Here is a 14,134-nt window from a genome sequence, read left to right as displayed (position 1 = left end):
CATTACCTTTTGCCGTATTCGCCGAGCTGGTTCCAGAGGAAGTCCGTGTTTACGTCGCGGTAGCCCTGCGCGTTGACCTCTGCGCGCAGCTTGTGGGCGATGTCGAAGAGGTTCGGGGTGTTCTGCATGCGTTCGAAACTGTCGAAAATCGTGAGGTTGTCGATCCACTTGCCAAGTTCGGGGAAGCGGCTGTCCTCGAAACGGTTCTCGCGTCCCGTCTTGAGGTATTCGAGATAGCGGTCCGTAATCTTGTAGCCGTCTTCCGTGAATATATCCATCGCGCGTGGGAACAGCTTGTAGCCCGTGAGGTATTCGTGGACGATGATGCCGAAACTGAAGTAGTCGACCGATGACGAAAGGTTTTCGCCCATGATGGCCTGCTCGGGCGCGCTGTAGCACGGCGTGAGCTGGCCGCCGTATTCGTTCACCGTCTCGCGGAGTTTCGCCTGTGCGTAGCCGAAGTCGCAGATGAGGATCTTGTGGTTGTTCTTGTGCTGCGGATTCTGGCACAGGAGCAGGTTCTTGGGCTTCAGGTCCTTGTGCACCACCTGGTAGTAGTGCAGCTGGCTGATCGTGTTCGCGAGGTAGGCAATCTGTGCTACTCGCTGCAAAATCTCGTCGTCGGAAAGCTTGGTCTTGAACATCCTGTCGAGCGAACAGCCCTTGATGAATTCCATCTTCAGGTAGGGGTGCCTTCCGGCGAGTCCGCCGCCAAAGCTCTGCACCACGCCCTCGATATTCGTGGCGCGGATGAGGTTGTTGATGCGGATTTCGTCCTGGAACGCGCTCAGGAGCATGTTCAGGCGGTGGAGCCTGTTCTTGCCCGGTGCCGCCCAGAACTTGCATATCTTCACGACGATCTCGCGTTCTCCGTAGTGCTTCTCGTCGTTCGCGTGTTCGATCCAGAAGTTCGCGCGGTAGAGGTTGTTCGTGCCCTCGAGAGTCAGCGGCTCGACGAGCTCGATTTTCTCCATGGCGCCGCTGTGCAGGAATTCCGGGTTCTGGTCGAACCACCGCTGGTATTCCTGCATGCTATAGTGAGGGCGCAGCGCGAGGTTGCGCGACACCCTGTCCAGTACTTCCGCCAAGATATTTCTGAGCATGCCTTAAATTTAGCTAATCGGGGGTACAAAACAAGGTGTCGCGTGGCGGCACCTTGCAAAATAAGTTTTTGGGCAGTTTTTATTCCATGGTCTTCTCGAGCGCCTTCGTGACGACGTTGTAGGCGTCGTCGACAGTGTCGCAGAAATGGAACAACTTGAGGTCTTCCTTGTCAATCATCCCGGTCTCGGCGAGGTAGTTCCAGTTGATGACCTTGTTCCAGTACTTGGAGCCGAAAATCACCACGGGCATGCGGTCGCCATATTTTTTGGTCTGGATGAGCGTGAGGATCTCGAACATCTCGTCGAGGGTGCCGAAACCGCCCGGGAACACGACCATGGCCTTGGCCAGTTTCATGAACCAGTATTTACGGATGAAGAAGTAGCGGAACTGCAGGTTCAGTTTGTCGTCGATATAGGGGTTCGGGTGCTGCTCGAACGGAAGCCTGATGTTGAGGCCGACGGAAGAGGTCCCCACGTCGTTTGCGCCACGGTTGCCCGCTTCCATGATACCCGGACCGCCGCCGGTCATGATGGCGAAGCCCTTGTGCTGCTTGTTGGCCCAGCGGCCTATTTTTGCACCCAGTTCGTGGGCGGCATCGTAGTATTCCGCCACGGTTTCGAGCCTCTTGAGGCGCGCGAGTTCCTTTTTGTCCTTGCAACCCTTCATGCGCTTCTTGATTTCGCTCATGGGGAGCGTACGGGCCGAACCGAAGAACACGATAGTGTTCTGGACGCCTTCCTGCTGGAAAATCTGGTTGGGCGCCATGAATTCGGCGATAATCCTGATGGGACGGCCACTGTCGCTGTCGATAAAGTCCATGTTGTGGTAAATCATCTTGCCCGGAATCGTCGAAATCGCATTCTTCTTTTTTGTAGCCATAGGAAACTCCTTATTTGTCCTTTCCTTGACAAAATACCTTAAGAAGGGACAAAAAGCAAATAAAAAACGCTTTTTTTTGCTTTCATTCGAAAAAATCGTTATATTTGAGGTATGCTAGTAAAAATTTGGACTGACAGCTTTATCATTACCGGCGAAATCGACACCCTGCGTGACGAGCGCCTTACGGACTACATCCGCGAGAACAAGGACTTCATCGCCGTGACCCAGGTGCGCGTGAGCGATCGTAGCGAGAAGGATCTCTTCCGCACGCACTTCCTCAACGTGAGCACGAGCCACATCGAGATTATCCTGCCCGCGGAATAGCGATAGGACAGAACCCATATAAAAGAAGCCGCCCCGAAGGAGCGGCTTGAATTGTATAGTTCCAGGTCCGTATTACATGAAGTACCAGGAGAGGATTGCGCTGGCCTTGAAACCGACGTCGAGGCGTGTGTCTTCGTAGTTAGCAGCGCCATCGACGCCTTCCCTATCAATGTAGTCGAACCCGAGGCCGACCTTTCCGGTCAGGTAGAGTCCGCCTACCACGTTTGCGTGGATTCCGGCCATTGCGTTGAGGGTGAACTGGTTGTTGTCCTCTCCCCAGTGGCTGATGAGGAACTCCCCGCCGATGGAAAGCGGCAGGACGACCTGCATGAAGTAGTAGTCGAAGCCCACGCCGATTTGAATTTGGGTGTAATCGTCTGCACGATCAACTTCGGTTGCCGGGGTGAACTGGGTGGCTTCAGTTTCACGGGTGGTTTCGCCGTGATGGTACAGTCCGAGGATGGCGGACAGTTCCATGTTGGGGGCGAACTTGAACGACACGTAGAACTTTTGGATTCCCTCGTGATCAAGGGCGTCGACGAGGTCTAGTCCCAAGGCCAGGGTTCCTGCTCCGGACTGCACAGGGGCTGCCGCCGCACTGCTTTCGCTTGCTGCCGGGGCGCTGCTGTTTGCAGGCGCGCTGGATGCCGCCGGGGTGTCCTCTTCTTCGTATTCGTCTTCATCGTCCTGGGCGTAGCTGTAGCTGCAGAGTGCCATGGCGGTGAGGGCCGCTAGGAAAATCTTTTTCATATTCCATACTCCTTGTGAAAATTACTATAGAAAACAATATAGTTTCAAAATACGGGTACGTCCAGGATTTTCAAGGAAAAGACGCGATTTACCATTCCATGCTGACTTTCGCAATCAGGAACCGCCTGGAAACCTCGTCAAGCTTGGCGGGGTCGATTTCGAACCCGAGAAGTCCCGCGTAGATTACGAACGGGCTCGCCGTACAGCCCTGGTCGTTGCACTTTACCTTCACGAAGAGAGCTCCGTTTACAGCGTCGATGCCGAGCACGTGCTCGTTCAAATCGATTTCCTGCCCGCGGTGGTTCTTCACGACGGGGAGCGCCTTCGCGTTGAACCGCTCCATCAGGTCGGCGGGGATGCTTTCGGGCGTGTGGCGGTAAACCATCGCCTTCGGGAAGTGCTTGCTGAGCTTTTCCTTCAGCGGCTCGATGTTCACGATTTCCATGCCCCGCGGGAACGGTGCGCTCAATTGCGCCATGAGTGCGGGAAGGTTCTCGGGCGATATGTCGAGCTTCTGTAGCAGGTCCACGCTGATGATTTCACAGTAGGTCTCGAGGCCCAACGGGAGCGCACCCATGTTCGAGATGCGCGGTTTGGGGCTGAAGCCTTCGCTGAACTTCACGGGGATGCCCGCACACAGGAATGTGCGCTCGAAGAAACTGAGCATGTTCTGGTGGGGCAGGAAGCGGCTGAGGCCGGTCTTCTTGAAGGTAATCTTGTAGCTGAAACTTTCCGTCTTTTTCGGGCGACGTTCCGCGACGAGCTTCTTGATTTCTTCGGGAGTGCGGCTCGGAGCCTTGTGGCGTACGGGATCGTCGGCGAGCCTGATTTCGTCGCCGAATCCGGGGATGCCGCACTTCTGGCAGTCGCCCCACTTGCAGTTGGGCACGGGCGCGCTGTTCGGATCGAACGCCTTCTCCCACTCGCGCCTCAGGTACTGCTTGGTGGTGCCCGCATGGATGAAATCCCACGGGAACACTTCGCTCTTTTCGCGCTCGCGGTAAACCCAAGATGTGTCGTAGCCCATCTTTTGCCAGACGGCTTCCCACTTGGCAAAGTCGAACCGGTAGCTGTCGCTCTCGAAGATAATTCCCTGCTTGTAGGCCTCGTAGATTACGGGCCCGAGGCTGCGGTCGCCGCGGCTGTAGATGGCCTCGAGGAAGCTCGTTTCCCAGCTGGCCCAGTTGATTTTCACGTTCGGGTGCTTGAAGAACTTTTCGCGCACGAAGCGGATATGCTTGAGCGCGGTTTCCTTGTCCATGTAGGGCGCCCACTGGAGAGCGGTAAAGGATTTCGGGATGAGAATGCCGATGCTGACCGCAATCTGGATGCCGCGGTTGTACTTGCGCCCGATCTTGACGAGATTGAAGATGAGGTCGCAGAATGCCTGCATGTCGTCGAGGTTCTCGGTCGGGAACCCAATCATTGTGTACAACTTAATCTTGTTGAACCCGCTGCTGAACGCGTGCTCGGCGGCATCGTACATGTCCTGGTCGCTGATGGTCTTGTTGATTATCTTGCGGATGCGCTCGGAGCCCGTCTCGGGGGCGAACGTGGCGCTGCGGCCACCCTTGAGGGCTGCAATCTTGCCGGCGAGCGTCTGCCCGAAACTGTTCACGCGGATGCTCGGGAGGCTCACGTCCACCGTATCGAAGAACGGGTCGTCGATGATGCTGTCGGTGAGTGCCTCCACCGGCTTGTAGTCGGCGGTAGAAAGGCTCAAAAGCCCGAGTTCGCGTTCGCCGGTGGCGCGGATGCCCGCCTTCGCGATGTCCAATACATCGTCCGGGTTGAGTTCGCGGCATGGGCGGTACCAGATGCCCGCCTGGCAAAAACGGCAGCCCTGCGCACAGCCGCGCATGACTTCCACGCTGAAGCGGTTGTGTACCAGCTGCATGTTGGCGATTAAGTTCTTGACCGGGTAGTCCTTCGGGTCCATTACCGGGATGAACAGGCGGCGAACCCCGTTCGTGGTGGCGTAGGCGCCGGCGGCAGGTTCCGCCGGCACAATCGCGCCGAATTCGTTCGTGACTACCGGACGCAAGCTCGGCACGTAAACGCCGTCAATCTTGGATAAATTCTCGAGTATTTCGGCGCGACTGAGGCCCGCCTTGCGGCCCTCGCCTACGCACCGCAGAAAGTCAATCATGACTTTCTCCCCGTCGCCAATCATGAACGCGTCGAAGAAGTCGGCGACGGGTTCGGGGTTCGCCATCGAGGGCCCGCCGGCAACCACGATGGGGTCATTCTCCTTGCGGTCCTTCTGCCACGCGGGAATGCGGGCGAGTTCCAGCACGTAGGGCACGTTGGTAAAATTCAGCTCCGTCTGGAGCGTCATGCCCACCACCTCGAATTCGCGTACCGGCGTGTAGGTCGCGTAGCTGTACAGCGGAATATCGTACTTCGCCATCTCGCGGGCCATGTCATCCCACGGCGCAAACGAGACTTCGCAAAGCAGGTCGCTCTCGCGGTTTATCACATGGTACAGGATGCGGATGCCGTTGTTGCTCATCCCGATTTCGTAGGTATCCGGGAACACGAACGCCATGCGGCAGAGCATCTGGCTGTGGTCCTTTACCACGCTGTTCGCCTCGCCGCCCATGTATCTTGCTGGGGATTCTACGGCGGGGAGGGCAAGTGCAATCTTTTCGAGGATGGTCATGTCCCCAAATTTAGAAAATTGCATTTTATTTCGTTTATTTTTCATTTTTATCGAGACGGATGTCCAATACTTTTGATAAATTTAAGGCATGAGCGTTCTTTCTTATATCTTTTGGCTGATCGTCTTTGTCGGAGGCGTCGTTGCCGCCTATATGGTTCCCGACAACACGCTTGCCCTGCATCTGAAATTCGTCCTGATAGGGGCTTGGGGCTCCGTTCTCGGGCTCGTCTACCACAGCCTCTGCAACCGCAAGTTGCGCGAAGCCGAGGAAAATTTCACGGAAGCCCTCAACGACCAGCAACGCAACAATTCTCCCAAGACAGAATATATTCCCGTAGTCCCGTCCATTGGAGATGAACCTCAGCCCTTCGAGGCTCCCGCGGCCAGGAAACCATTTGATAGCATCCTTCCGCCCGAAAACAAGCCCGCCTCTATCCAGAATCTGGCCGTTCCTGCAAAGATTTCGTTCCCTCTCGAAGCCTGGGAACTTTTCTGCAAGCCGATTCTCAAGAACCGTCCTTTCCCGGAGGTCGTGGAGGCCCTGGAAAAGACTCTGCCCGAACTTTTTCCGACTGCGGCCGGGATCCTTTACATGTATGGAGGCACGCAGACGGAACTGCACAAGATTCTTTCGTTTGGTGACTATGTCATCAGTGACGATACCATCATGCCCGCCGAATGTGCCAGTTTCAATCTGGGCGAGATTGTCATTACCGATTTTGCCTCTAACGAGATGAATGGTGGTTGCACCCACCTGCATCATCATCCCCAGGGAATTTCCTTCTGCGCCCCAATCGAAGGGCTCGAGGAACATTTCGGCATCCTTTCTATCCAGCTCGACAAGATTCCCGATGGCGAAACGCTTGACTTCTGGAAGACGAAGGTCGGCATCGTCGCTGCGACATTCGGGCTTTATGTGGCAAACCAGAACTTGAATATCCGGTTCCAGCAGCACAGCATCCGCGATAACCTCACGGGGCTGTTCAACAGGCGCTACATGGAAGAATCCCTGCGCCGTGAAGTCTCTGCGGCCAACCGCCACGGCACTCCCATCGGTATCGTGATGATCTATCCGGACCAGGTGACGAATATCCAGAAGGAAAAGGGCCACCATGCTGTCGAGCAGATGCTCTGGGAATTGGGTCAGCGCCTCCCGAATTTCATCAGGACCGAAGATATCCCGTGCAGGTACGACGGGGAGGTCCTCTGCGTCATTTTGCCTGGTGCCGACAAGAAAATTACCCTCGAACGTGCAGAACGCATCCGTCGCGAGATTTCTCAGCTCCAGGTCGCCTATGGCGATGGAATCCTGGCGACGACTCTGAGCCTCGGGGTGTCCGTGATGCCCGATCATGCCATTGACGAAGGGACGCTCATCTACAATGGCCAGAGGGCGCTTCAGCTCGCTATGGAAAATGGCGGAAATAGGGTCGTTTCTGCGGACGCCGTTCGCCAATATTGATTCCTGCAAGCGAAATGAGAAATGAAAAACACCCCGTCCTTGCGGTCGGGGTGTTTTTTTGGGGTTAGGAGGAGAACAAAGAGTTCTTGAACATAAAGATAACAAAAAGGGAGGGGGGAGGAACATTTTTTTTGAAAAATCGAATTTTAGTGTAGAGAAGTTCTCATCACCTGGGTGATTGTGGAACAAAACTGCCCGTTTTTGGCTAAATTCAAGCTGTGCAGGCCGCTAGGCCCCGGACTCCCGGGCCCGTCGCTCTTCTTTTTTCTACATTGTGGACGTATGAAGAAATTTCTTGCTCCTGTTATTCTTCTTGTTGCTGTCGTGGGGCTTCTTGCCTACCTGATGCTTGATTTTTCCGGCGTGAAGTCCTCCTTTGATGCGGATGCCTACTTGCAGGCTCGTAGCCGGATCGATTCCCTTGAAGTCGCTCTTTTTGAGGCTCACGGTAACCCGGATTTGCAGCTCTCCCTGCGCGGAGAACTTGAAAAATCGTGGGAGACTCTTGCAGAACTCCGTACGGAAGCGCCTTCTGCCGCTGACCCGACTACGGAAACTATAGGCGGTTTCTCTAAAGAAACGGTCATCTGGATCGCCGGGGGCGTTGCCGCGGTCATTCTCTGCGTAGTCCTCCTGTTCGCACTCTCGTACCGCCGGAAAGTATTGACTCAGAGGATGGAGGCCTTGAAGGCGGATCAGCGCTTCAAGGAGCCCAAAACCGGTTTTGAAAACGATGCTACGATAGCTCCCCGTCCGCGTCCCCAGAAGCGCTCCATTATCGAGGAGGTGTCCGAGTTTGCCGCGTCGCAACAGGCCGATGCCCCTGCTTCTGCCCCGAAGGTCGCGTTTGAAGATGAAAACGGCGTCCCCGAAAATAAAATCCTGTCGACGGACCTGGATGCTCCGCAGCGCCCACCTCTTCGCCCGACGGCCAAGGAACGTATTACGTCTGCCATGCAGTCGCTTTCCGATGTGCTGCGTTCGCCACGCGGAGTCGCTCGTGAACGCACCATGAAGATTCGCGCCCAGAGCCACAACATGACGGGCGACCCTAATTTGCAGGCGAGCAGTCCGCTCAAGACAAACCGCTTCGATCGGGAATTCACGGAGAAGGCGAAAATTATGCAGATGCACCGCCGTGGCTATCCTGCGTCGACGATTGCCTCGCAGCTCAAGGTTCCCCAGGACCAGGTGGAATCCATTATCAGGGAAGCGCTCGAATCGGGGAGCTGATGCGCTACCGTTTCCGTTGCGAATATCTGGGTAGCGCCTTCTACGGTTGGCAAGAGCAGAACGAGGCGGGCAAGACTAAGTTCGTGACGGTTCAGTCGTCTCTCGAAGAAGCTTTCTCCATAGCGCTTCGCTCTCAGGTTCGCATTGTGGGTTCCGGACGGACCGATACCGGGGTCCATGCCCGGGGCCAGTGTGTTCATTTCGATTTCGATGGAGAACTGGATCCTCGCAAGACGGAGCGTTCCATAAACGGCCTTACCAAGCGGCTAATCCGCATCCGGGACCTGCAGCCTTGCGCTCCGGATTTCAACGCGCGGTTCGATGCGCTTGAACGCTACTACCAATACACTATCTACACGCGTCCTGTCGCCCTGATGCGCGATTTTGGCTGGGAATGCGGTTCGCTCTCGCTTGACCTGGATGCGATGGAAGAAGAAGCTCGCGCCTTTCTGGGCGAACACGACTTTATCGACTTCTGCATTCCTCGGAATGACGGCAAGTCAACACTCTGCACGTTGACCGAGTTCCGTCTTGAACGCCTGAACGACTGGAGCTGCATGTTCCATATCAAGGGAAACCGTTTCCTGCACAGGCAGGTTCGTGCTATGGTGGGGACTTTGTTCGATGTCGGCCGCGGTCGCTATCCGCTCGGAACGGTCGACCGCATTTTCGCGAAGGATTTTAGGGGCGAACGCACCTGGGCCCCTCCGCAGGGGTTGGTGCTCCAGGATGTCCGGTATGCCGATTACTAGGTGCTTGCGCGGCGGATAATTTCGACCATTTCGCCGACCGCGTCCTTCAGACCGACGAGTACGGCCTTGCCGATGATGCTGTGGCCGATGTTCAGTTCTTCGATTCCTTCGATGGCTGCGACGGGCTCTACGTTCCTGTAATTGAGTCCATGGCCCGCAATGACGCGAAGGCCGTATTTCCTCGCGAGGACTGTCATGTCCTGGAGGGCCGAGAGCTCGTGGTTTACTTCCTGGATGCTGCCGAGATCGCAGGTCGTTGCGTATTTGTTCGTATTGAATTCCACGAAGTCGGCTCCGACTTTCTTGGCCGCCTTTACCTGTTCGGTTTCCGGATCAATGAAAATGCAAGCGGCGATATCGTTGTTCTTGAGCGTCATGACGAATTTGGAAATCTCGTCGATCTTGGCTGCAACGTTCATTCCGCTTTCGGTTGTGATTTCCTGGTGGTTCTCGGGAACGAGAGTGACCATGTCGGGCTGGACATTGATGGCGAACTGCACCATTTCCTGGGTGGGGGCGATCTGCAGGTTGAGCTTGGTGGCGACGGTTCCCCGAAGGAGCTTGAGGTCGCGATCCTGCACGTGGCGCTTGTCTTCACGGAGATGGGCTACAATACCGTTGCAACCTGCCAGTTCGGCAATGACTGCTGCGGCTACCGGGTCCGGTTCGCGGACCTTGCGCGCTTCACGGATGGTGGCGATATGGTCGATGTTGACTCCCAGTTTTACGGTCATGGCAGCTCCTTGTTTTTTTTCATAAAGGTAGATAAATAGATGAGGGTGGTGCCTTGGGCAGTCGCCTTTTCCTTCATGGACTGCACCTTTGCGATGGATTCCGTGCTCAGGGGCAGAATCATGGCCCCGATTCCGTTCCTGAAGGCCCCTCTCAGCTTTTGGTGGATGTAGTCGTCCAGCGTGCTGTTGGAGGGGTTGTAGGGTGCAAGTATTTGGCAGTCCTGGCTCGATTCCTTGCAGAGCTCGTTCAGTTTCGACTTGTTGTTCATGGAGAGGTCTAGGAACCAGAGCCCGTGTTTGCTCGCTGCGTTCAATACCGTCTGGAGCAGGGGCTTGTGTTCCATGGCCTGTTCTGCAAAACGGGTCGCGATGCCGCTTGCGGAGGGCACCAGCGCCTTTGCGCTTGCGATGATTTCTTCGATTTGTTCTTCGGTATGGTGGCTGCGGATGGGACGCATCTTGTTGTGTCTGGAGTCTAGGCTGTGCGATTCCATCAGAAGCCATAGAACCAGTTCCTTGTCCCTGATGCGGTCAAGGTCGGGGAAAAATTCAGAGGACATGCCGAATGGCGTAATCAGCAGGTCGTATGGGAAATCCAGTTCGTTCAGGGCTACGATGAGTTCGGGCGAAAGCCTTGTCACCTGGAAGGCAATCGAGAGGTACGATGCGTTGTCGCGGAAAATGCTCGATGAAACCTGGAGCTTGAGGTGCAGCGTATCCCCATCGGGAGAAAGGGCGTCGAGCTTGGCTGACTGCGATACGGTCGGGTCGTTGAAAAGTTCTTCCATGTAGAGGACTTTTCCTCCGTTCTCGTCCAGGAACCTCTGGGCTTGGAGCAGGTAGTAGACGATTGTCCTTCCCTTGCCGAGCGTCCAAATGTCGCGCTTCTGGACTTTGGAATACTTGGCCTGGATCACTTCCAGATTCGCTTGCATGCGTTCCACGAACGGCAACGTATCCGGAATGGCAAGGGTGTCGCTTTGGATGACGGCGGGCTCAGCCTCTTTTTGCGAGAGATTAGGATCCAGTCCCAATTTCGGCAAGATGTAGGCTCCCGTTGCTATCAGTACAAGGACAATAAAGATTGCCAATATGTGTTTGAATTTGTTCATCCCGCATAAATATAATTATATTGTCGAACATGCCAGTCCTCTTTGCCCTCGTTGGAGCCACAGGAATAGGGAAGTCGAGTCTCTCGCTTGAACTTGCCGAACATTACAATGCCGAAATTATCGGCGTCGATTCGCGGCAGATTTACAGGGGGTTCGTGATTGGGACTGCGCAGCCCCCGCTCTCCGACCAGCGGAGCGTGGTGCACCATCAGGTGAATTTTCTTGATCCTACGAGCGTCTATTCGGCGGGCTCGTTCTGCTCCGATGTCCGTCGCCTGCTCGCTAGCCATCCGGACCGTTCGTTCATTCTTGTTGGCGGAACGGGACTCTACCTCCAGTCGCTCATGCTCGGCCTTCCGAAAATTCCGAAAGTGGATGCCCACGTGCGAGAAGAACTCGAGAAATCGTCGCGAAAAGAGGGGCTGAATAGTTTGTTCGAACTTGCGCGGAATGTGGATCCCGAAGCCATGGCGGGAGTCGATCCCAACAATGCGCAGCGCATTATCCGTATCCTTGAAGTCTGGAAATCGACCGGCCGCAAGCTTTCGGAATGGCAGAAAGAACGTGAAGGCGGCATCGGCAGGGTTCCCGTATTCTGGCTTCAACGCGAACGCGAAAACCTGTACAGACGGATCAACGTCCGCGTAGACCAGATGGTTGCCGATGGCTGGATGGACGAAATCCAGGCCCTTGCGAAAGTTGTCCCGCTAGACGCTCCTGCGTGGCAGAGCCTCGGCTACCGTGAACTTTTGCAGGCTAAGTCGACATCCGAAATTGCAAGTGTCATCGAGGATGTCAAAAGAAAGACCCGCAACTACGCGAAACGCCAGCTGACGTGGTTCCGCTGGCAGGTGGAATCCGTTCCTGTAGATCTTGATAGGGGCGAAAAGCCTGCATCCGTTGTCATGAAAGCGTTGAATGGTGCGTGACGTGTTCTATAGATTGTTCCTTGCAGTTCTTGCGGCGATTCTTCCGTCTTTTGCCTACGATTGGGATTCTCCAAGTGATGTGGTGTTTTCGCCAAAATCTTTGGAACAGCGAACCTCCATACTGCAGACGCAAGAAAAATGTATCCGAAGTGGCGAATGCCTCGGAGATTCCGCTTCGAAAACCTTGCGGGACGCGTTTACTGGCCTCGAATCTACCATCGTTGCCGAAGATCCCCATGCAACGCTCTTTTCCTACGACGAACTCTTCTTGCTGTATGTGTATAGTGCGCAGGTCTCCCTTGACAAATCCGCGTCGTGGAAGGAACTTGTACGCCTGTTGGAACATTCCAGGTCCATAAAGGATAGTCTTGCGCATCGAAACTATCCGTTTGCAAAAGATTCAACGCTTGTCGATTTTCTAATCGATTCTATCGATTACCATCAAGCTGAATTTGAGTTCTCCCTTCTCGATGTCCCTCGCGAACTGAAAGAATCTTTCCGCATCGTGCTGGAGGCAATTTTGGTATCCAATTCTCTGGCGAAGGCATGTGAAATAGGGCAGAATTCTCACGGGACATCCATGTATGGGGCTTCTGTCGAGTTTATGGAAACGGCACGGGACAGGTTCCTTAGACGCTACCCGCAAAGTGAATACGGGGCCCTTGTCCGAGAATACGTTCCCGAAGGATTTGCCGCGCGTGAAAAAAGAAATGTTGCATCCGAACAAAAATGGTTGGCTTTTTCGATGGGACTTGGTGTCGGTTCGGTGTTCATGGGCGGGAACCTGGGTGAAACAGTGAGTGTCCCTTTCGAAATTCCGTTCTATGGCGAATTTCAGGTGGGGCGCGCGCTGGTGGGTTTTGGATTTGGCATGGGGCTAGGACAGAAAAAAACGTTGTGGAAGGGAACATTCGATGAAATGGAGGGACATGGTTTTGGAATTGTCATGGGAGGCCTGAATTCGTACATCGGCGGGGTGCTGCTTGCGCATAATAGCCTTTCGCTTGATTTGCTTGCGGGAATTGTCGTGTCGGACTACACGCCGACATCGGATAGCGACTATCTCATCCAGGGAATAGGATTGCAAGTTGGAGGCCAACTCGACTTCAAGATTCCTCTGACGGATTTTGTCGAAATGGTTGTCCGCGCCCGCTACTTTTTCAGTTGGGAAAATGCCGAACTCTATATTCCCGATGCGGTTCGCGAAAGAAGGCCGGAAGTCGACAACTTCCCGTCCTATGGGCCGGAAACAGGCTATGGTCATCGGGTGGAAATCTTGCTAGGCTTTAGGGCGGGATTCCCGAAATCCATGATGAAGGAATCTGTGAAATGACAAGTCTGTTTGTAAAAATAAATCGGACCCTTTGGAAATTTGCAATTCTCTTTTTCCTCGCGGGTTGCGTGGAGGCTCCGCCTCCGTTGTCGGATCCGCTCGCGATAAAAAATCCGAGGTGCGAATCTTGTGTCTATAGTGAACGTGAATTGCAGGGTGGGTGGGCTTCCGTTCGCGGCGTGAAAATTTTCTACTCGGAACCTTTCTTGGACAATTACGAAATGTTCGAGGCTGCATGGCCCAAATATAGGGGAAATTTCGGAGAGTGGTTCGGACATTACTTCAGGAAAAATTTTGAGGCGTCCATCGCGCAAGTCTCGTCAGCGAACGCAGACGGAAAGGAAATCAGCATCGAGATGAAGGACGATTCCTTCTGGAAATCTTCTGCACGAACCTTGTCGCGAAAGCGTCCGTCCCTCGCGGATAGTGTTGTCCTGGATGGTATGCTCCTTCCGCGCGAAAGGGAAAATACGGATGACGGAAGCGTCGAAATCTACATTACGCCGATAAATGTTTTTACGCACAAAATAAAGGAATCGCTTGCGGTTACCTATAAGTGTGGCGTGACGGTGCTGGATTCGAAAGACGGGTCTGTTATTTTGTATGCAATCCTTGAAAGCAGGGGCTCCTTGCGCGGGGCTCTTTCGCAAAAAGACGCCGGGAGGACAACTGCTCTCGGTCGTCTCGTAGAGAAAATGACGTCCCTTATGCGGTAACGGACGGGTTTGCCGGTCCTTTTTTGGCTTTTTCCAGAAGATAATCCGCCTATGCTTTAACATGCTTGTGAATAGAATGTTTACAAAGTGTGCCGCAGGTGGGTTTGGGCTGTTTTTATCCCGTTTTTTCAAAAAAAGTGAAAA

Annotated in this window: 13 protein-coding genes; 7 read left to right on the top strand and 6 right to left on the bottom strand. The window is 54.5% G+C overall.

Going from position 1 to position 14,134, the window contains the following annotated elements:
• Positions 1-2 precede the first annotated feature (2 nt).
• Together B2952_RS10840 and B2952_RS10835 are read right to left on the bottom strand one after the other, a co-directional pair.
• Entirely contained in the window at positions 3-1,103 is a 1,101-nt protein-coding gene (locus B2952_RS10840) for a protein kinase domain-containing protein (protein ID WP_173382750.1), read from the bottom strand.
• 79 nt (positions 1,104-1,182) lie between these two features.
• Complete coding sequence (locus B2952_RS10835; RefSeq protein WP_290726419.1) at positions 1,183-1,983, bottom strand: TIGR00730 family Rossman fold protein; 801 nt, start codon at positions 1,981-1,983, stop codon at positions 1,183-1,185.
• Between the two features lie 111 nt (positions 1,984-2,094).
• Between B2952_RS10835 and B2952_RS10830 the strand changes: the two genes are divergently transcribed.
• Positions 2,095-2,307: a hypothetical protein gene (locus B2952_RS10830; RefSeq protein ID WP_073319741.1), complete on the top strand. Its 213-nt coding sequence runs from the start codon at positions 2,095-2,097 to the stop codon at positions 2,305-2,307.
• A 72-nt stretch (positions 2,308-2,379) separates the two neighbouring features.
• Here B2952_RS10830 and B2952_RS10825 read toward each other — a convergent pair whose 3' ends face one another.
• Together B2952_RS10825 and B2952_RS10820 are read right to left on the bottom strand one after the other, a co-directional pair.
• A complete protein-coding gene (locus B2952_RS10825; RefSeq protein ID WP_290726422.1) occupies positions 2,380-3,057 on the bottom strand; it encodes a hypothetical protein in 678 nt (225 codons plus the stop codon).
• 88 nt (positions 3,058-3,145) lie between these two features.
• Positions 3,146-5,719, bottom strand: coding sequence for a TIGR03960 family B12-binding radical SAM protein (locus B2952_RS10820; RefSeq protein WP_290734330.1), 2,574 nt, complete (start codon positions 5,717-5,719; stop codon positions 3,146-3,148).
• A gap of 88 nt (positions 5,720-5,807) precedes the next feature.
• Between B2952_RS10820 and B2952_RS10815 the strand changes: the two genes are divergently transcribed.
• The 3 genes from B2952_RS10815 (at position 5,808) to truA (ending at position 9,166) form a co-directional block, all read left to right on the top strand.
• Complete coding sequence (locus B2952_RS10815) at positions 5,808-7,181, top strand: GGDEF domain-containing protein (protein ID WP_290734332.1); 1,374 nt, start codon at positions 5,808-5,810, stop codon at positions 7,179-7,181.
• A gap of 282 nt (positions 7,182-7,463) precedes the next feature.
• A complete protein-coding gene (locus B2952_RS10810) occupies positions 7,464-8,414 on the top strand; it encodes a hypothetical protein (protein ID WP_173382754.1) in 951 nt (316 codons plus the stop codon).
• Positions 8,414-9,166 (top strand): tRNA pseudouridine(38-40) synthase TruA, encoded by a 753-nt coding sequence (gene truA / locus B2952_RS10805; RefSeq protein WP_173382755.1) that lies wholly within the window; start codon positions 8,414-8,416, stop codon positions 9,164-9,166. Before B2952_RS10810 ends, truA begins: the two co-directional genes overlap by 1 nt.
• Here truA and B2952_RS10800 read toward each other — a convergent pair.
• Both B2952_RS10800 and B2952_RS10795 read right to left on the bottom strand, forming a co-directional pair.
• Positions 9,163-9,900, bottom strand: a complete 738-nt coding sequence (locus B2952_RS10800) for a pyridoxine 5'-phosphate synthase (RefSeq protein ID WP_173365712.1) — start codon at positions 9,898-9,900, stop codon at positions 9,163-9,165. The two genes, truA and B2952_RS10800, sit on opposite strands and share 4 nt — an antisense overlap.
• Positions 9,897-11,012 carry a divergent polysaccharide deacetylase family protein gene (locus B2952_RS10795; protein WP_290732344.1) on the bottom strand — a complete coding sequence of 372 codons (1,116 nt, stop codon included), beginning with the start codon at positions 11,010-11,012 and terminating at the stop codon, positions 9,897-9,899. Before B2952_RS10795 ends, B2952_RS10800 begins: the two co-directional genes overlap by 4 nt.
• Before the next feature lie 29 nt (positions 11,013-11,041).
• Between B2952_RS10795 and miaA the strand changes: the two genes are divergently transcribed.
• The 3 genes from miaA to B2952_RS10780 all read left to right on the top strand — a co-directional run bounded on the left by miaA (position 11,042) and on the right by B2952_RS10780 (position 13,990).
• Positions 11,042-11,941 carry a tRNA (adenosine(37)-N6)-dimethylallyltransferase MiaA gene (miaA, locus tag B2952_RS10790; RefSeq protein WP_290734334.1) on the top strand — a complete coding sequence of 300 codons (900 nt, stop codon included), beginning with the start codon at positions 11,042-11,044 and terminating at the stop codon, positions 11,939-11,941.
• Between the two features lies 1 nt (position 11,942).
• Positions 11,943-13,274: a hypothetical protein gene (locus B2952_RS10785; RefSeq protein WP_290781618.1), complete on the top strand. Its 1,332-nt coding sequence runs from the start codon at positions 11,943-11,945 to the stop codon at positions 13,272-13,274.
• 206 nt (positions 13,275-13,480) lie between these two features.
• A complete protein-coding gene (locus tag B2952_RS10780) occupies positions 13,481-13,990 on the top strand; it encodes a hypothetical protein (RefSeq protein ID WP_290734338.1) in 510 nt (169 codons plus the stop codon).
• The last annotated feature ends 144 nt before the right edge of the window (positions 13,991-14,134 follow it).

Origin of the sequence: Fibrobacter sp. UBA7003, assembly GCA_002449765.1 — a bacterium.
GTDB lineage: Bacteria > Fibrobacterota > Fibrobacteria > Fibrobacterales > Fibrobacteraceae > Fibrobacter.
Note: the sequence above shows the minus strand (reverse complement) of the source record. Positions and strands in the feature narration are given on the sequence as shown.